The organism is Streptomyces sp. DT190 (genome assembly GCF_049846985.1).
GTDB lineage: Bacteria > Actinomycetota > Actinomycetes > Streptomycetales > Streptomycetaceae > Streptomyces.
On the sequence record NZ_JBNCNM010000047.1, the window covers coordinates 1 to 17,362 of the forward strand.

A 17,362-nucleotide genomic window follows, 5' to 3' on the forward strand; every position below is an offset into this window, starting at 1 on the left:
CCACCGCTGCCACACCGCACTCGGCGGCAAGCCACCGATCAGCCGCGTGAACAACGCTCCGGGTCAATACACCTAGGTCGTGTCCGTCGTCCGTATGCACCGCTGGACGCGAGCAGGGGCCGGTGCCGAGTGGGGGACCGGCCCTCCTGCGTCCCGGGCCCGGCGCGGCGGCCGGACCGCGCGGCCGCGCCGGGGGCAGCGGCGGTCACGGGGTGTGGACGTACGGCGTGGTGGAAGTCAGCGGCGCGAAACCCAGGCGTTCCAGGATGGGGCGGCTCCGGTCGGAGGCGTCCACCTGGAGGAGGTCGTGTCCCCGGGCCGCGGCGGCGTGGGCGCGGTGGGCCACGAGGGCGCGGTAGATGCCGCGCCCGCGCCATTCCGGGACGATGCCGCCGCCCCACAACCCGGCGAACGGTGTGCCCGGCACCAGCTCCGCCCGGCCGGCGCCGACCGGTTCGCCGCCGGCCACCGCCACGACGGCGACCGGAGTGTCCGGGCCGGCCGCGAGCCGGGCGAGCAGTTCCCGGCGCAGCCAGGAACTGTCCGCTGCGAACGCCCTCTCGTGGACGTCGGTGACGAGTCCGACGCCGTGCGCGTCGGTGACCGGCACCAAGCGGACGCCCCGCGGCGGCCGGGCGTCGAGGTCCAGGCGGGAGATCTCGCCGATCATCAGCGTCTCCGGCGGTCCGGGCGTGAAGCCGGCCGCCCGCAGCCGCTGCCCGAGGTCCGCGGGCCGGTCGTGTCCGTAGAGCTTCCACTCGAACCGCAGGCCGAGCCCGGTGTAGTGGCCGACCTGCCGGGCGATGGCCGCGTCGGCGGTGTCCTCGTCGAGCGCGGACCACAGGACGCCGTTCCAGCCCTGGACGGTGCAGGTCTGGCGGACGACACCGCCGGTCCGCTCGACCCGGGCGCCGGGACCGTCCGGCCGCGCCCCCTCACGCAGGTCACGGTCGAACAGGGCGAGCAGCGCGGCATGATCCATACGGGCATCCCAGCACCGGCCCGCCGGCCGGGCAACGCGTTTTTCCGGTGCGGCCCCGGCCGTGACGGCCGCGCCCTTCCTCCCGCCGTGCGACCCGGCGCTAAGGTCCTGATGATCAGGCCACGACGTGAGGAGCCCCGCACCATGGTCGTCCAGGACTCGGAACTGCCGTACCTGCGCCGCTGCGTGGAGCTCGCCGCCGAGGCACTCGACGCCGGGGACGAGCCGTTCGGCTCGGTCCTGGTGGGCGGGGACGGCACGGTCCTCGGCGAGGACCACAACCGGGTGGCCTCCGGTGACCGCACCCGCCACCCCGAGTTCGAGCTCGCCCGCTGGTCCGCCGCCCACCTCACGCCCGGGGAGCGGGCGGCCGCCACCGTCTACACCTCGGGCGAACACTGCCCGATGTGCGCGGCCGCGCACGCCTGGGTCGGCCTCGGCCGCATCGTCTACGTCGCCTCGTCGGAACAACTCGTCTCGTGGCTCGGCGAGTTGGGAGTACCCGCCGCGCCGGTCCGGCCCCTGCCCGTCCGCGAGATCGCACCGGACGTGGTCGTGGACGGCCCCGTGCCCGAACTCGGGGACCGGGTGCGGGAGCTGCACGTGCGCTTCCACCGCGGACGCGGCTGAGGACGGCGGCACACACCGGGGCTCGCGCGCCCCTCCCCCGCCCGGCGGCGGGACCGGTGCCGAGATGCAGGGCCGCTCCGGCGCACCTACGATCGAATGCACCGGACCACCTCGGTCTCCCCGACGGGGGGAGGCGCATGACCTCGCAGGCCAGACGGCTGCTCACGTTCGTCTATATCGCCCTGGTCGCGGCCGTCACAGTGGTGTACATGACCGTCCCGGTGGTGGCGCCTGCGATGTGGGCCGTCATGGGGCTGGCCGGTGTCGTCGCCATCCTCATCGGCACGCACGTGTACCGGCCCGCCCACCGCTGGCCCTGGTGGGTGCTGGCCGCCGGGCTGCTCTCCTTCATCGCGGGCGACACGTACTACTTCGTGATGGAGCAGTACCTGGGGGTCTCCAACCCGTTCCCGTCCCCGGCCGACGCCTGCTACCTCGCCATGTACCCGCTCTTCGCGATCGGCCTGTCGGGGCTCGTGCGCCACCGGTGGGCCGACCGCGACCTGCCGAGCCTGCTCGACGCGCTGATCGTCACCGCCGGACTCGCCCTGCCGGTGTGGGTGTACCTGGTGCAGCCGCTGACGACGGTGGAGGGCCTGACCTGGCAGCAGCGGGCCATCAGCATCGCCTATCCCCTGGGGGACATCCTCGTCCTGGCGCTGCTGGCCCGGCTGCTCACCCCCAGCCCGATCGACGGCTCCAACCACGCCGTACGCCTGCTGGTCCTCGGCACGGTGACCCTCCTCGTCACCGACATCGCCTACGGGCTGCTGCAGTTGAACGACGTGTGGCAGACGGGCAGCCTGCTGGACCTGGGCTGGGTCGCCTTCTACACGGCCTGGGGCCTGGCCGCGCTGCACCCCTCCATGGTCGAACTGACCGCCTCCCTGCCCCAGCGCGAGTCCCTGCTGCCGCCACCGCGCCGGCTGGTGGTGCTCGCCCTGGTCACCCTGATCGCGCCGGGGATCCTGCTGTGGGAGGGGCTGAGCAACCAGACCCGGGACGCCGCGGTGATCGCCGGCTTCTCGGGGGTGCTGTTCCTGCTGGTGATCCTGCGGCTCGCGGGGATGGTCGTGGCCCACCGCCGCGCCGTGACGCGCGAGCTCGCCCTGCGCGGAGCCGCCGCGTCGCTGGTCTCCGCCTTCCGCCGGGAGGACATCGTCCGGTCGTGCCGTTCGGCCGTCGACCGGCTGATGGGCCCCGACGTACCGCACCGGACCCTGCTGCTGCCGACGGAGCGCGCCGGTGAGTTCGGCGGGCGCGGTCTGCGCCTGGTGAGTCCGGCCGTCCTCCCCCCGGAGGTCAAGGCCGAGGTGAACGGTCTGCTGTCCGTCCTGGTCTGCCCCATGATCCAGCCCGACCGGCCGGCCGGAACGGTCCCCGGCGTCCTGCTGGTCGCCGCACCGGAGAAACGACTGCGCGAGACCTCGGGCTCGCTGGAGATCCTGGCCTCGCACGCCGGTCTGGCCATGGAGCGGGTCGCCCTGCGCCAGGAGGTCGTCCGGCGGGAGAACGAGGCGTACTTCCGCACCCTCGTCCGCAACACCTCCGACGTCATCCTGATCGTCGAGGACGACGACACCATCCGCTACGCCAGTCCCTCGGCGCGCTCGGTCTTCGGTACCGACCGACTCGTCGGCCTGCCCCTGCCCGAGCTGGTGGACCCCGAGGACCGGGAACGGGCGGCGCGCGAGCTGTCCGTCGTACGGGAGCAGGGGCCGCGGGCCGGGCACGACCACTGGTGGGTGCACCGCCGGGACGAGCGCGTCGAGGTGGAGGTGCGGTGCAGCGACTTCCGGGACGAGCGGACGGTGTCCGGGCTGGTCGTGACCCTGCGGGACGTGACCGAGCAGCGGCGCCTGGAGCAGGAGCTGACCCAGCGGGCCTTCCACGACTCGCTGACCGGCCTGCCCAACCGCACGCTGCTGCTGGAGCGGATCGAACGCGCGCTGCTGCGCGGCCGCCGCGAGTCGACGCTGACCTGTCTGCTCTTCATCGACCTGGACGACTTCAAACTGGTCAACGACACGATGGGGCACCGCACGGGCGACCAGTTGCTGATGGCGGTCGGCAACCGGCTGTCCGGGACGCTGCGCCGCACCGACACCGCGGCCCGGCTGGGCGGTGACGAGTTCGCCGTGCTGATGGAGGACGCCAAGCAGCCCCTCGACGCCGAGCTCCTCGCGGCCCAGGTGATCCAGACGCTGAGCCGGCCCTTCGACCTGGCCGACGAGTCGGTGACGATGTCCGCGAGCGTCGGGGTGGCCACCGCGCACGACAGCACGGACGCGGAGGAACTCCTGGGCCACGCCGACCTCGCCCTGTACGCGGCGAAGTCGGCGGGCAAACGGCAGTGGCGCCGGTTCCGGCCGCTGCTGCGCAGCCGCGTCGTCGAGCGGCACGACCTGCAGTCCCAGCTGGCCCGGGCGGTCGCCGACAAGGCGTTCGACCTGCGCTACCAGCCGGTCGTGGACATCGCGGCGGGCGAGGTCGTCGGGTTCGAGGCGCTGGTCCGCTGGCCGCACGGGCAGCGGCCGGACATCTCGCCGGACCAGTTCATCGGCCTGGCCGAGGAGACCGGGCACATCGCGCCGCTGGGGGCGTGGGTGCTGGAGAACGCGGTCAACGACATCGTGGACCTGCAGCAGCTGCCGGGGCCCGTCCACCCGCCCTACGTGAGTGTGAACGTCTCCGCCCGCCAGTTCCGGGACGCCGGTTTCCTCGAGCAGGTCGGCCAGGCGCTCAGCACCCCGGGGCTGGAACCCGGGTCACTGCAGCTGGAGCTGACGGAGACGGTGCTGCTGCACCGCGACGACCGGCTCCAGACGGTGCTGCACACGCTGAAGGAACTGGGCGTGCACATCGCGGTCGACGATTTCGGTACCGGATTCTCCTCCCTGCGGTACCTGCGGGACTTCCCCATCGACGTACTGAAGATCGACAAGTCGTTCATCGACGACATCGCCCGCGACGCCCAGCAGGTCGCCCTGGTCGAGGGCATCGTGCGGATCGCCGACACGCTGGGCCTGCAGGTGATCGCGGAGGGCATCGAGGACACCGCCCAGCGGGATCTGCTGGCGGGGATGGGGTGCCGGTTCGGGCAGGGCTTCCTGTTCGCCCGGCCCATGACGGTGGAGCAGACCGCGCACGTGCTGCGCGAGCCCAGCGCCCGTCCCTTCGCACCGCGCCGGACCCCGCAGCCGCGGGTCGACGCCGCGGCCCGGGGACGCCGCGAGGCCCGCTGGGCGGACCTGGAGCATCTGCGGCGCACCAGCCCCATGAGCGACGCCGTCTTCGACGAGGTGCGCGGCCGGCACGTCCGCAGCGGCGACCAGTGGCTGATCGACTTCGCCTCCTGCAACTACCTGGGCTTCGACTGGGATCCGGAGGTCATGGAGTCGATCGGGCCGGCGGTGCGCCGGTGGGGCACCCACCCCAGCTGGTCGCGGCTGCTGGGCAGTCCGCGGCTGTACCCCGACATCGAGGAGCGGCTCGCCGCCCTGCTGGGTGCCCCGGACACGCTGCTGCTGCCGACGCTGACGCTGGTGCACTCCTCGGTGATCCCGGCGCTGGCGGAGGACGGGCACGTGTTCGTGGAGGCGACCGCGCACCGCACGGTCTACGACGGCTGTGTCGTGGCCCGCGCGCAGGGCGCCACCCTGCACCGCTTCCACGCCGAGCGGCTCGACGCGCTGCGGGCCCTGCTGGCCTCGGTGCCGAAGGGCACGCCCCGCCTGGTGTGCGTGGACGGCGTCAACAGCATGAGCGGCAACGTCCCCGACCTGCCGGCGCTGGCCGCGGTCTGCCGCGCCGAGGGGGCGACGCTGTACGTGGACGACGCGCACGGCTTCGGCGTGATCGGGGAGCGCGGGCCGGACGAGACCTCCCCCTACGGCATGCGCGGCAACTGCGTGGTGCGGCACACCGGGGAGTCGTACGACGGGATCGTGCTGGCCGGCGGGTTCTCCAAGGCGTACTCGTCCCTGCTGGCGTTCCTCGCGCTGCCGTCGGAGCTGAAGAACCGGCTGAAGACGGCGGCGGCCCCCTACCTGTACTCGGGGCCGTCCCCGACGGCGTCCCTGGCCACCGCGCTGGCGGGCCTGGACGTCAACGAGCGCCGGGGCGACGTCATCCGTGCCGAGCTGTACCGCAAGACGGTGCGGGTACTCGACCACCTGGACGGCATGGGGGTGTACACGCTCAACACGGACCGGCTGCCGATCGTGGAGGTGCCGCTGGCGAACCCCGCGGACCTGGACGCGGTGGCGGCGTTCCTGTGGGAGGAGGGCATCTACGTGACACTGGCCGCCTATCCGCTGGTCCCGCGTGACCGGGTGGGATTCCGCGTCCAGCTCACGGCGCTCAACTCCGACGAGGACGTCGACCACCTGAACGGCACCCTGACCCGTCTGTCCGAACGCTTCCCGCTGCGGATGAAGGGCTGAAGGGCCATGACGACGCACAACGACGACGTGGACTGGGACCGCTGGCCGGTCGCGGACTACCTGGCGGAGAACTACCGCGAGGTGCACGCGTCGGACGCGGCGGTCATCGCGCACCACGCCGCGTTCTACCGGGGTCTCCCGGCCGGCGGGATCGAACGAGCCGTGGAGTTCGGCGCGGGGCCGAACCTGTACCCGCTGATGCAGGCGTCGGCCGCGTGCCGCAGGATCGACGCCGTGGAGGCGGGGGCGGGCAACGTCGCCTACCTCCAGGACCAGATCTGCCACCGGCTCGACGCGAGCTGGCTCCCGTTCCACGCGCTGTGCCGGCGGCTCGATCCCCGGGTTCCGGCGACGCTGGCCGGGGCGCTGGCCCCCGTGAACATCGTCCACGCCGATGTCCGGGCCCTGCCGCCGGGCCGCTACGAACTGGGTTCCATGCACTTCGTCGCGGAGAGCGTGACGGAGGACTTCACCGAGTTCGCCGACTTCTGCCGGGCCTTCGTGCGCGCGGTCGCCCCCGGCGGCCACCTGGTCGCCGCGTTCATGGAGAACATGCCGACCTACCGCATCGGCCCGGCCTCGCGCTGGCCCGGCTGCCCGGTCGACCCGGCGACGATCACCGAGGTCTTCACGCCCCTGACCCGTGAGCTGACCCTCACCCACATCGACACGGACCCGACCCTGCCGGACTACGGCGACTCGGGGATGGTGCTGCTGACGGGGGTGGCGGAAGCGGCCTGACGGGCCGGAGGGTCGCCTGGGGAGGGACCGGGCCGTTCCCGGTGGGACCAGCCGGACCCGGCCCGTCCTCAGCTGTTCGTCTCGGTGTTCCCGCCCGGGCGGAGACGCCGGCGCAGGACCACTCCCCCGAGCACCAGCGCCGCGCTCGCGGCGACGGTGTGGAGGGTGTGGTCCGCGCCCGTGTGGGCGAGGGCGCCCCGGGCCTGCTGCGGGACGGTGTGCCGGACCGGCTCCGCGGCCGGGCGCGTGCGCGGCGGGGCGGACGGCTCCGGGTCCGGCTCAGGGTCCGGGTCCGCCGGGTGGTGGGGCCGGACCGGGCGCTCGCCGGGCGTGTTCGAGGACTCGTTGCCGGTCGCGGGGTTGCCGATGCCGACCACGTCCACCGTGTTGCCGGTGACGTTGACGGGGAGCTCGACCGGCAGCTGGACGCCGTTGCCGGAGACCACGCCCGGCGAATCCTTTCCCCGGCCCTCGGCGACGGCGCCACCGGAGCGGCCCGGGCGCTCGGCGGCCCGTCCGTCCTCGTTCGCGCAGGCGTTGCCCGCGGCGGGGTTCAGCAGCCCCACCACGTTCACGGTGTTGCCGCACACGTTCACCGGCACGTGCACCGGCAGCTGGACGCTGTTGCCGGAGACCACCCCGGGCGAACCGGCAGCCGTGCCGTCCGCCCCGGAACCGGCGTACGCGGGGACGGTCATGGCCATCGCGCCCGAGGCGGCGGCGACGGCGATCACACCGTTTCGGGTGACCCGCTTCATAGGTTCCCTGCCTTCCAGACATCGTCGCGGGCACTCACCCGCATGAGAGAGAACGCGTGCCGCCCGGTAGGAGTTATGGCTCATCGGCCTTTCACTCCATCGAGCGGCCCGGTTGTCGAACGAGCGGTAAAGCCCTTCGTATGCGCGAGGAAACCGCGCAGGATAAGCCCCTTCCAGCGGCCCCGCCCGTCCGGAGGCGCGCCTGACGGGGCCCGCCTATCGTGGGCGAGGGCGCCGTCGGGCGCCCCTGGAGGCATCGATGCTGGCCAAGCTGTCCACGCGCCGTTCGATGCGGCGCTGCACGGTCGCCGGCCTGGCCGGACTGGCCCTGCTGGGTGCGGGGCTGCCGGCCGCCGCCGACCCCCCGCCCGGCCCGGCGCGCTTCTACGACCAGAAGGTCACGTGGTCCACCTGCGCGGGACCGGACATGCCGAAGGACCTGCAGTGCGGCAAGGTCACCGTCCCGCTCGACCACGACCACCCGGAGCGGGGGACGCTCGACCTGGCCGTGGCCCGCTACCGGGCCACCGGCGCCTCCCGGGGCTCGGTGCTGCTGAACTTCGGCGGCCCCGGCGGCCAGGGTGTGGGCCAGCTCGCGCTCGCCGGCAAGGAGTTCATGGACCTGACCGACGGCTACGACGTGGTCTCCTTCGACCCCCGCGGCGTCGGCCGCTCCTCGCCGGTCAGCTGCGGGAACGCCTCCGACGACGCCCTGGACGCGACCGACGGCAACGCGGACGTGGCCGACCCGCAGGCGGTGCTGGAGAAGCTGCGCGAGGCGGCGGCGGAGTGCGCCGAGCACTCCGGCCCGGTCCTGCCCCACATCGGCACGGTGGACGCCGCCCGCGACCTGGACGTCATACGTGACGCGCTCGGTGACGACAAGCTCAACTACCTGGGCTTCTCCTACGGCAGCCGGCTCGGCGCGGTGTACGCGGCGCAGTTCCCCGAGAAGGTCGGCCGCATGGTGCTGGACGGGGTCGACACACTGACCGAGCCGCTGGCCGAACAGGGCGTGGTGAGCGCGCGGGGACAGCAGACCGCGCTGGAGAACTTCCTGGCCTGGTGCACCGAGGACATCGCGTGCCCGTTCGGGCAGAACGCGCGCGAGGCGCAGGAGCACGTCGTGGAGGTCGTGGAGTCGCTCGACGAGAACCCGGTGCCGACGGACTTCGGCGAGGCGTTCTCCGGTCAGGACTTCGCCGGCGCCCTCGGGCAGGGCCTCTACAGCCGGGAGCTGTGGCCCTCGCTCCAGCGGGCCGTCGCCCGGCTGCTGGAGGAGGGCGACACGAGCGGCCTGGAGGCCTTCCTGTACGGCGGGGTCGCCCTGCCGCCGGTGGGGCGGGCCCACCGGGCGCTCACCGACCCGGAGGACGTGCCCCTGGACAACCTGCCGGCGGCGCTGATGGCGGTCAACTGCGCGGACGATCCCGACCGCCCCGCCGCCGCGCAGGTCACCCGGGACCTCGGCCGGCTGCGCGCCCGCTACGAGCAGGCGTCACCGGTCTTCGGCCCGTACCGGCTCACGCAGGTCCTGATGTGCTACGGCCGCCCCAAGGGCACCGACTACATCCGCGACGAGGTCAAGGACGTCGACACGCCGCGCATGCTGCTGGTCGGCACCCGGGGCGACCCGGCCACCCCGTACCGCTGGACCGTGGAGACGGCGAAGCGGCTCGGGTCGTCCGCCGTGGTGCTCGACAACCGGGGCGAGGGCCACACCGGCTACGGCTCCTCCACGTGCGTGCACCGCAAGGTCGACGCCTTCCTGCTGTACGGCACCCTCCCGCCGGACGGCAGTTCCTGCGGCTCCGACCACGACACCGAGTGAGCCGGTGCGGGCCCCGGGCCGGTGCCCTCAGCCGAGGGCGACCTCGGGTGCGTACAGCTCCAGCCACATGGCCAGGTCCAGGGTCCGCTCCAGGCCGCGCCGCGCCGCCTGGCCGCTGACGGGCGTGTCGCGCTGGACGATCCGGCGCAGCCGCCCGGGGTCGACGAGGCCGAAGACCGGGTGGTCCGGCCGGGCGAGGAGTTCCTTGGCCTGCTCGCGCAGGGCCACCGCGTACCGCGGGTCCTGGGTGGAGGGGTAGGGGCTCTTGACCCGGTCGTAGACGGACCGGGGGATCAGGTCCGCGGTCGCCTCCCGCAGCAGGCTCTTCTCCCGGCCGTCGAAGGACTTCAGCGCCCAGGGCGCGTTGTAGACGTACTCGACGAGCCGGTGGTCGCAGAACGGCACCCTGACCTCCAGTCCGACGGCCATGCTGGCGCGGTCCTTGCGGTCGAGCAGGATCCGCACGAACCGGGTGAGGTGGAGGTGGCTGATCCGCCGCATGCGGTACTCGAAGTCGCTCTCCCCGTCGAGGCGCTGGACGCCGGCGGCGGCGGAGCGGTAGCCGTCGGCGACGTACGTCTCCAGGTCCAGGTCCTTGACCAGCTCGGGGCGCAGGACGTCGGTGTCGTCGCCGAAGTGCCGGCCGAAGCTCACCAGCCAGGGGAAGGTGTCGGCCGTGCGGGCGTCCTCGTCGAAGAACTGCCGGTAGCCGCCGAAGACCTCGTCGGCGGACTCGCCCGACAGGGCCACGGTGGAGCGTTCCCGGATGGCCTTGAAGAGCAGGTACAGGGAGGCGTCCATGTCGCCGAGGCCGGCCGGGAGGTCGCGGGCCCTGATCACCTTCTCGCGTACGGCGGGGTCGGCGAGGGCGTCCGGGTCGAGCACGATGTCCTGGTGGTCGGTGCCGCAGGCGCGGGCCACGTCGTGCACGAAGGGCGTGTCCGGGGTGCCGCGCAGTTCGTCGGCGACGAAGTGGTCGGCCTGCCCGGCGAAGTCGACGGCGAAGCTGCGGACCTTCTCCCCGTCCGCGGCGAGCCGCCGGGCGGCGAGGGCCGTCATGGCGGAGGAGTCGAGACCACCGGAGAGCAGGGTGCAGCGGGGCACGTCGGCGACGAGCTGGCGGCGCACGATGTCGTCGAGGAGGGAGCGGACGGTGGTGATCGTGGTGGCGCGGTCGTCCTCGTGGGGCCGGGTGCGCAGCTCCCAGTAGACGCGCCGGCGCAGGCCCGCGCGGTCGACGGTGACGACGGTGCCGGGTTCGACCTCGCGCATGCCGTCCCACACGGCGTGCCCGGGCGTCTTGACCATGGTGAACAGCTCGCGCAGGCCGTCGAGGCCGACACGGCGCCGGGCCAGCGGGTTGGCGAGGATCGCCTTGGGCTCGGAGCCGAACAGGACGCCGTCCGGGGTCGGGTGGTAGTAGAGGGGCTTGATGCCCATGCGGTCGCGGATCAGCACGAGCCGGTCGGTGCGGCCGTCCCAGACCGCGAAGGCGTACATGCCGTTGAGGCGTTCGGCGACGGCGTCGCCCCATTCGAGGTAGCCGCGCAGGACGACCTCGGTGTCGGAGCCGGTGCTGAAGCGGTGACCGCGTGCGGTGAGCTCGCCGCGCAGTTCGGTGAAGTTGTAGGCCTCTCCGGAGTAGACGAGGGCGACGGTGCCGTGCGGGGTCGCGGCGGTCATGGGCTGGCGTCCCCCGGGCAGGTCGATGATCGCGAGCCTGCGGTGTCCGAGCCCGGCGGGGCCCTCGGCCCAGACGCCCCGGTCGTCGGGTCCCCGGCAGGCCATCGTCTCGGTCATCGCGTCCAGGGTCGCGGCCTCGGCGCTCAGGTCGCGGTCGAAGGAGACCCAGCCGGTGATGCCGCACATACACGTACCTCCCGCAAATTCGTTGTACTAGCCATCTATATTTCGAGCGTGTTACACCCGCAGGCCGCGGTCAACTCGCCGACCACTCCCGGCTCCCCCGCACCCCCGCGAAATCGGCCGTTCTTTGCGCGCGCAATACCCGGCGTGCCGCTCCCCGCCGGGGCCGCCGCCGCCGGAAATCCGCCAGCGGCAAAAACTTCCCCAACTCCGGCCCGGCACCTGGAGACGGCGCCCGTCAGGGTGAGCGGGATGCCCCGAATGCCCTAAAGGTGAATCGGCTCTATGGTGCTGTCATGGAGCACGTTCTGAGTCCCGCGACCCTTTCCGCACTGCGGCGCCCGCGCCCCTACCCCGCGGTCTCCGTGCTGACCCCGACGCACCGGCGCGAACCCTTCAGCGCCCAGGACCAGGTCCGGCTGCGCAACGCGGTGGCCGAGGCCAAACGGCAACTCGAGGCGGACCCGGCGGTCACCCGCGAGCGGCGCGCCGAGGTCGCCTCCCACCTCGACCGGGCCCTGTCCGAGGTGGATCTGGCGCACTCCGAGGACGGCCTGGCGATCTTCGCGGCCCCCGGCGAGCACCAGGTGTGGTCGCTGGCCCGGCCCGTGCCCGAACGCGTGGTCCTCTCGGACACCTTCCTGACCCGCAACCTCGTCTCGGCCCACACCGCCGGGCGGCCCTTCTGGGCCCTGTCGCTCGCCGCCGATCGCGCCACCCTGTGGAACGGCGGCGTCGACCGCGTCCGGGAGGCCCGCCTGGGCGGCTTCCCGCTGACCCGGCGCGTGGAGAACTTCGACCCCGAGCGGCAGCAGCGGATCGGCGACCAGCCGAGCGCCTTCCGCGAGGAGCGCACCCGCCAGTTCCTGCGCGAGACCGACACCGCCATGGGCGCCGTCCTGCGCGACCATCCACGCCGGCTCTACGTCACCGGCGAACCGGCCGCCCTGTCCCTGCTGGACGAGGCGGGCAGCGCCACCCGGGAGGCGGTGCGCGTCCCGCACGGCGGGCTCGCGCACGGCACGCCCGACGCCGTGTGGCAGGCCCTGCGTCCGGTGCTGGAGGCCGAGGCCCGCAGCAGCACGGAGGCCGTGGCCCGGGCCCTCGAAACGGCCCGCGGGCGACGGGCGTTCGCGGCCGGTGTGGACGAGCTGTGGCAGAGCGCCCGGGACGGCCGCGTGCGGCTGCTGGCCGTCGAGGAGAACTACCGCGTCACCGTCCGCGACGCCGGCGACCACCTGATCCTGGCCGACAGCGACGACCTCGACTCGCGCGAGGACATCGTGGACGAGATCGTCGAGCAGTGCCTGGAGACGGGGGCCGACGTCCGTTTCGTCCCGGACGGAGCGCTGGGCGAGGCGGACGGGATCGCCGGGGTCCTGCGGTACTGAGACAGGGACTCGAACACCCGGCCGTCGAACACCTGAGGGGACTGCGCCGTCACCCCGACGGGGCGTCAAGTGCCCTGTGTACGCTACGACTTGGCACTCCGAGTGACACGCCCCCCAACTACCCCGGAGTAACTCGGCGAGACGGTGGCATATGCCAGAAGCACCACCGTATCGTGTGGTGCCAAATCCCTTACAGGGCGTCGCGGGCTGTGCGACAGTCGTAACGGTCCCTCCGTCCGCCTTGGTCGTACCGTCCCGCATCGGAGTGCGTCATGCCGTCCCACCTCTCCGCGGACCGCCCCGCCGCCCAGCCGCCCGGACGCGGCTCGGTCGACGCGCTCATCTCACAGGCGCGGCGGCTCAAGGGCGACGTGGACGCGGTCCGCCGCGACGCGGAGGGCGACGAGGCGGACCACCCCCGCGGACGCTGGCAGCGCGCCCTGTGCGACCTGGCGCTGCACCAGCTCGACGACCTCGACGAGCACCTCGCCCAGCTGCGGGACGGCCCCCTCCCCACGGCACGCGTCCCGGAACCCGCCACGCCCGCGCGGGGCTCGCTGCTCAGCCGGGTCGGCAGTGCCGAATGGAACCTCCTGACGGACGAGGCCAGTTGGTCGGGTGAGCTGTACCAGATCCTGGGCCGCGACCCCGCCGGTCCCCCGCTCACCCTCGACGAGCTGCCCTCCCTGGTGCTCGACGAGGACCGGCCCGGACTGACCTCGATGGTCACCGACTGCCTGGTCGACGCCCGGCCCATCGACGGCGAGTTCCGCATCGCACGCCCCGACGGAGACGTCCGGACCGTGCACATGATGGGCGAACCGGTGCTCGACACCGACGGGAGCACCGCCTCGATGTGGGCCGTGCTGCGCGACGTCAGCGAACTGCGCCGCAGTCAGCGGGCGGTGAGCGAGACCCGTGACTCGCTCCACCGGCAGTCCGAGGCCGCGCGCACCGAGCACCGGCTCGCGGTCGAGCTGCAGGAGGCCGTGCTGCCGCCGTGGCGCGGCTCCCTGCGGCTCCCGCGCCGGGGCCCGCGGAGCCTGGACCTCGCGGCCCGGTGCCTGCCGGCGGCCACACGCACCCTGATCGGCGGCGACTGGTACGACGCGCTCGAACTGACCGACGGGGACACGCTGTTGAGCGTCGGCGACCTGACCGGGCAGGGGGTCGGCGTGACGTCGAACATGACCATGCTGCTCGGTGCCGTGCGTGGCATGGCGATGGCCGGGGCCCCGCCGGGCCGGCTGATGGCCTGGCTCAACCAGTTACTGGACGCCACCGTGCAGCCCGCCCTCGGCAGCGCCGTCTGCTGCCGCTACCACCCCGATACCCGCACGCTGGTGTGGGCGCAGGCCGGACACCCCGCCCCGCTGCTGTTCCGCAACGGGACGGGGCGTGTCCTGGACGCCCCGGACGGCGTCCTGCTCGGCGCCACCTCGGGAGCCGTCTACGGGCAGGCCGAGGAGACGCTCGAAGCGGGCGACCTGCTGCTCCTGCACACCGACGGGCTGGTGCCCGGGCACACCGGAGCGGCCGCCGCTCATCTCCTGCTCGACCTGGCGCCGCGCCTGTCGGGATCCGCCGACGCGGAGGACTGCGTACGGGCCGTCGTCGAGGAGTTCGGTACGAGCGAGCGCGAGGACAACGCCTGCGTGCTCGTCGCCAGAGTCACGTCCTAGAGACCTCAGGCGGGTGCGCCGGCGCCGCCCCTGCCCTTCGTCTTCGGCAGGGCCAGCTTGATCTCCTCCCGCAGCTCCTGGATCCTCGGGTAGCCCGAGTACTGGGCGGTGAGCCGGTACATCTGGCGCAGCCGGTCCCAGGTGCGGTGGGAGGAGTTGGATCCCATCGACACCAGCGCCAACCGGGCGTAGCGGTCGGCCTGTTCGGGGTCGTCGGCGATGAAGCAGGCCGAGGCCATCGACAGGTAGTCGAAGATCTTCGAGCGCTGCCGGCCGTCGACGCGCAGGGCCAGGGCCTTCTCCGCGTAGTGCTGGGCATGCGCGGCCGCGCCCGGCTCGAACTCGGCGAGCGTGCGGTAGGCCAGGGCCTGCATGCCGTACAGGTCCTCCTCCTTGAAGGTCTGCATCCAGTCCGGCGGGGGGACGTCGGCCTTGTCGGAGACGAACAGGTCCTCCGCCCGGCCGAGCGTGCGGCGCATGGCCTGGCCCTTGCCCATGGAGGCCTGCGCCCAGGCCTCGATCGTGTAGAGCATCGCCCGGGTGCGGGGCAGCACCTCGTCGCCCGAGCCGGACGTGGCGAGCTTCATCAGGTCCAGGGCGTCGTCCGGCCGGCCCAGGTGCACCATCTGGCGGGCCGCCCGGGAGAGCGCCTCGCCCGCGCGGGGCCGGTCCCCGCCCTCTCTGGCCGCGTGCGCGGCGATGACGAAGTACTTCTGCGCCGTGGGCTCCAGGCCGACGTCGTGCGACATCCAGCCCGCGAGGACGGCCAGGTTGGCGGCGACGCCCCACAGGCGCCGCTGGAGATGGGGTGGGTGACGGTAGGCGAGCATGCCGCCCACCTCGTTGAGCTGGCCCACCACGGCCTTGCGCTGGAGCCCGCCGCCGCGGGCCGCGTCCCAGGCGCGGAACACCTCGACCGAGCGCTCCAGTTCCTCGATCTCCTGCGACCCGATGGGGGCGGCCTCGTAGCGGTCGAACCCAGCGGGGTCGGCGTGCAGGGGATGGTCGAGGTCGGGGGCGTCGGCAGCCAGGGCAGGGTCGGTGTGCAGCCAGTCGTACATGGCGCTGCTGAGTGCGGATCCCGCGGCGAGCGCGGCGCCCGCGCCCACCAAGCCGCGTCGGTTGAGCATGAGGTCCATTCCCGTGAATTCGGTGAGGACCGCAGCCGTCCGCTCGGGCGCCCACGGCACACCGTCGGGAGCCTCCGGACTCCCGCCGCCCTGCCGTTTCCCCGCACGCCCGTGCCGGACCAGACCGAGGTCCTCGATGGTCACGACACGGCCGAGACGCTCGGTGAACAGGGCAGCCAGCACCCGCGGCACCGGATCGCGCGGGATCTCTCCCATGTCGATCCAGCGACGCACCCGGGAGGTGTCGGTCGACAGCTGGGGATGGCCCATGGCCGCCGCCTGCCGGTTGACCAGCCTCGCGAGTTCGCCCTTGGACCAGCCGGCCAGGCCGAACAGGTCCGCGAGCCGGGTGTTGGGTTGTCCGCTCACGTCAAGCCCCCAGGTTCTCGGCTGAGTTGACAGTAGCCCGGGGAGACTTGCCGGGCGACTATTCGCCAGGGTTCGCCAGGGTGCGCCAGATGGTGTGCCACCGGCCATCCGGTGTCAGGTAGGAACGCGCCACCCCGACCCGGTCGCCGCAGGGACATTCCCCAGGGTGCTTCCGGGCTTCCGGGCCGGGTCAGCGCTGTCGTCGCAGGCACACGAAGGGATCTGTCTCGCCCATGTACGCAGCATCGTCCTCCGTGTCCGCACCGCCCCGGTCGCTCCACCCCCGTCCCACGGACAGCGGCCCCTACCTCGCCCCCGCGCGGCCGGCGGCCCCCGTGCTCGGCGCGGGCAGGGCTCGGCGCGGCGCGGTACTCGGCACCCAACCGCTCAGCGGGAGACTCGACTTGTCCGGCCCCCAGGGCGCGCAGCTGCGCACGGCCATCGCGTCGGTGCACCGCATCTGCCCGGAGTTCGCCCCGGTGCAGGTGCTGCGCCGCACCGGCCGGTCCGTGCTGCTGGTCGGTACGACCGGTCGCAGTTCGGCCGTCGCCAAGTGTTTACTGGACCACTCCCCCGCCTGGTCCGAGCGGATCCGCCACGAGATAGCGGCGTACCGCTCGTTCGTCCGGCACCGCCCTCCCGTGCGGGCGCCGAGACTGATCGCGGCGGACCCGGACAACTGCACCCTCGTGATCGAGCGCATGCCCGGCAGGGTGGCGGCACTCCAGCGGCACCCGGCCGAGGCACCGCCCCGGGCGGACATCAGGGCGGCACTGGGCGCGATCTGCCGGCTGAACGCCTGGCGGCCCCCGGCGGGCACGTTCGACGCCCCGCTGGACTACGCGGCCCGGATCGCCCGGTACCACGAGCTGGGCCTGCTCACCGACCGCGACCTGGGTGACCTGCAGAAGCTGCTGCACGGCATCGCGCAGGCCGCCGGACGGCAGGGCATGGGCCAGTTCTGCCACGGCGACGCACTGCTGTCCAACCTGCTCCTGTCACCGGCCGGTCCAGTGCTGGTGGACTGGGAGCACGCGGGCTGGTACCTGCCGGGTTACGACCTGGCGACGCTGTGGTCGGTGCTCGGGGACGCACCGGTCGCGCGCCGGCAGATCAGTCAGCTCGCGCAGTCGGCGGGCCCGGCGTCCAGGGACGCCTTCCTGGTGAACCTGATGCTGGTGCTGACGCGCGAGATCCGGACCTACGAGACAGCCGTGCAGCGTTCGATGCACGACGCGGCACCGGCGTCACCGGGCCCGGCCCATCCTGGTGCTGCGCCGTCCGGCGAGGAGCAGCGGCTGCTGCTGCGGCGGCTGCACGACGACTGCCAGTTGGCCCGGCGGGCCGTGCGCGCGGCGGTCGGCACTCGCTGACGGGGACCAAGCGGCCGGGGGGGGGGGGGGGGGGGGGGGGCCCGCCGGGGGGGGGGGGGGGGGGGGGGGGGGGGGGGGGGGGGCGGGGGGGGTAGCGTCGGTGGGTGCCTGGCCGTTGTCCGGCTTGCGTCCTCGTCCTCGTCTGCGTCCTCGTCTGCGTCTTC

The 17,362-nt window shown here is 73.3% G+C and carries 11 protein-coding genes; 7 read left to right on the plus strand and 4 right to left on the minus strand.

All coding sequences use genetic code 11. The annotated features are described in order from the left end of the window. Window positions 1-205 precede the first annotated feature (205 nt). Window positions 206-982 carry a GNAT family N-acetyltransferase gene (locus ACPXCS_RS39315; protein WP_425950832.1) on the minus strand — a complete coding sequence of 259 codons (777 nt, stop codon included), beginning with the start codon at window positions 980-982 and terminating at the stop codon, window positions 206-208. Window positions 983-1,126: 144 nt separating this feature from the next. Here ACPXCS_RS39315 and ACPXCS_RS39320 point away from each other — a divergent pair, with 144 nt between their 5' ends. The 3 genes from ACPXCS_RS39320 to ACPXCS_RS39330 all read left to right on the plus strand — a co-directional run bounded on the left by ACPXCS_RS39320 (window position 1,127) and on the right by ACPXCS_RS39330 (window position 6,798). Further along, entirely contained in the window at window positions 1,127-1,612 is a 486-nt protein-coding gene (locus ACPXCS_RS39320) for a nucleoside deaminase (protein WP_425950842.1), read from the plus strand. A 137-nt stretch (window positions 1,613-1,749) separates the two neighbouring features. Further along, the gene (locus ACPXCS_RS39325) at window positions 1,750-6,057 is read left to right on the plus strand and encodes an aminotransferase class I/II-fold pyridoxal phosphate-dependent enzyme (protein ID WP_425950831.1); all 4,308 of its coding nucleotides are present in this window, start codon (window positions 1,750-1,752) and stop codon (window positions 6,055-6,057) included. A 6-nt stretch (window positions 6,058-6,063) separates the two neighbouring features. After that, window positions 6,064-6,798 carry a class I SAM-dependent methyltransferase gene (locus ACPXCS_RS39330; RefSeq protein WP_425950830.1) on the plus strand — a complete coding sequence of 245 codons (735 nt, stop codon included), beginning with the start codon at window positions 6,064-6,066 and terminating at the stop codon, window positions 6,796-6,798. A 68-nt stretch (window positions 6,799-6,866) separates the two neighbouring features. On the opposite strand, the gene ACPXCS_RS39335 is transcribed toward ACPXCS_RS39330, so the two are convergent. Then, window positions 6,867-7,556, minus strand: coding sequence for a chaplin (locus tag ACPXCS_RS39335; RefSeq protein WP_425950829.1), 690 nt, complete (start codon window positions 7,554-7,556; stop codon window positions 6,867-6,869). Between the two features lie 259 nt (window positions 7,557-7,815). Between ACPXCS_RS39335 and ACPXCS_RS39340 the strand changes: the two genes are divergently transcribed. Beyond that, window positions 7,816-9,387, plus strand: coding sequence for an alpha/beta hydrolase (locus ACPXCS_RS39340; protein ID WP_425950828.1), 1,572 nt, complete (start codon window positions 7,816-7,818; stop codon window positions 9,385-9,387). A gap of 27 nt (window positions 9,388-9,414) precedes the next feature. Here ACPXCS_RS39340 and asnB read toward each other — a convergent pair whose 3' ends face one another. After that, complete coding sequence (gene asnB / locus ACPXCS_RS39345; RefSeq protein WP_425950827.1) at window positions 9,415-11,256, minus strand: asparagine synthase (glutamine-hydrolyzing); 1,842 nt, start codon at window positions 11,254-11,256, stop codon at window positions 9,415-9,417. A gap of 293 nt (window positions 11,257-11,549) precedes the next feature. Here asnB and ACPXCS_RS39350 point away from each other — a divergent pair, with 293 nt between their 5' ends. Both ACPXCS_RS39350 and ACPXCS_RS39355 read left to right on the plus strand, forming a co-directional pair. Continuing rightward, entirely contained in the window at window positions 11,550-12,644 is a 1,095-nt protein-coding gene (locus ACPXCS_RS39350) for a chemotaxis protein (protein ID WP_425950826.1), read from the plus strand. 272 nt (window positions 12,645-12,916) lie between these two features. Beyond that, the gene (locus ACPXCS_RS39355; protein ID WP_425950825.1) at window positions 12,917-14,326 is read left to right on the plus strand and encodes a PP2C family protein-serine/threonine phosphatase; all 1,410 of its coding nucleotides are present in this window, start codon (window positions 12,917-12,919) and stop codon (window positions 14,324-14,326) included. Window positions 14,327-14,331: 5 nt separating this feature from the next. Here the strand turns inward: ACPXCS_RS39355 and ACPXCS_RS39360 are convergent, their stop codons facing one another. Then, complete coding sequence (locus ACPXCS_RS39360; RefSeq protein ID WP_425950824.1) at window positions 14,332-15,825, minus strand: hypothetical protein; 1,494 nt, start codon at window positions 15,823-15,825, stop codon at window positions 14,332-14,334. 233 nt (window positions 15,826-16,058) lie between these two features. On the opposite strand from ACPXCS_RS39360, the gene ACPXCS_RS39365 reads away from it, so the two are divergent. Next, a complete protein-coding gene (locus ACPXCS_RS39365) occupies window positions 16,059-17,198 on the plus strand; it encodes an aminoglycoside phosphotransferase family protein (RefSeq protein ID WP_425950823.1) in 1,140 nt (379 codons plus the stop codon). Window positions 17,199-17,362 lie beyond the last annotated feature (164 nt).

Excerpts from the sequence above, each read along its gene's own strand:
- ACPXCS_RS39330 (WP_425950830.1), top strand. The coding sequence starts at position 6,064 with ATGACGACGCACAACGACGACGTGGACTGGGACCGCTGGCCGGTCGCG.
- ACPXCS_RS39325 (WP_425950831.1), top strand. The coding sequence starts at position 1,750 with ATGACCTCGCAGGCCAGACGGCTGCTCACGTTCGTCTATATCGCCCTG.
- ACPXCS_RS39365 (WP_425950823.1), top strand. The coding sequence starts at position 16,059 with ATGTACGCAGCATCGTCCTCCGTGTCCGCACCGCCCCGGTCGCTCCAC.
- ACPXCS_RS39335 (WP_425950829.1), bottom strand. The coding sequence starts at position 7,556 with ATGAAGCGGGTCACCCGAAACGGTGTGATCGCCGTCGCCGCCGCCTCG.
- ACPXCS_RS39355 (WP_425950825.1), top strand. The coding sequence starts at position 12,917 with ATGCCGTCCCACCTCTCCGCGGACCGCCCCGCCGCCCAGCCGCCCGGA.
- ACPXCS_RS39315 (WP_425950832.1), bottom strand. The coding sequence starts at position 982 with ATGGATCATGCCGCGCTGCTCGCCCTGTTCGACCGTGACCTGCGTGAG.
- ACPXCS_RS39340 (WP_425950828.1), top strand. The coding sequence starts at position 7,816 with ATGCTGGCCAAGCTGTCCACGCGCCGTTCGATGCGGCGCTGCACGGTC.
- ACPXCS_RS39350 (WP_425950826.1), top strand. The coding sequence starts at position 11,550 with ATGGAGCACGTTCTGAGTCCCGCGACCCTTTCCGCACTGCGGCGCCCG.
- asnB (WP_425950827.1), bottom strand. The coding sequence starts at position 11,256 with ATGTGCGGCATCACCGGCTGGGTCTCCTTCGACCGCGACCTGAGCGCC.
- ACPXCS_RS39320 (WP_425950842.1), top strand. The coding sequence starts at position 1,127 with ATGGTCGTCCAGGACTCGGAACTGCCGTACCTGCGCCGCTGCGTGGAG.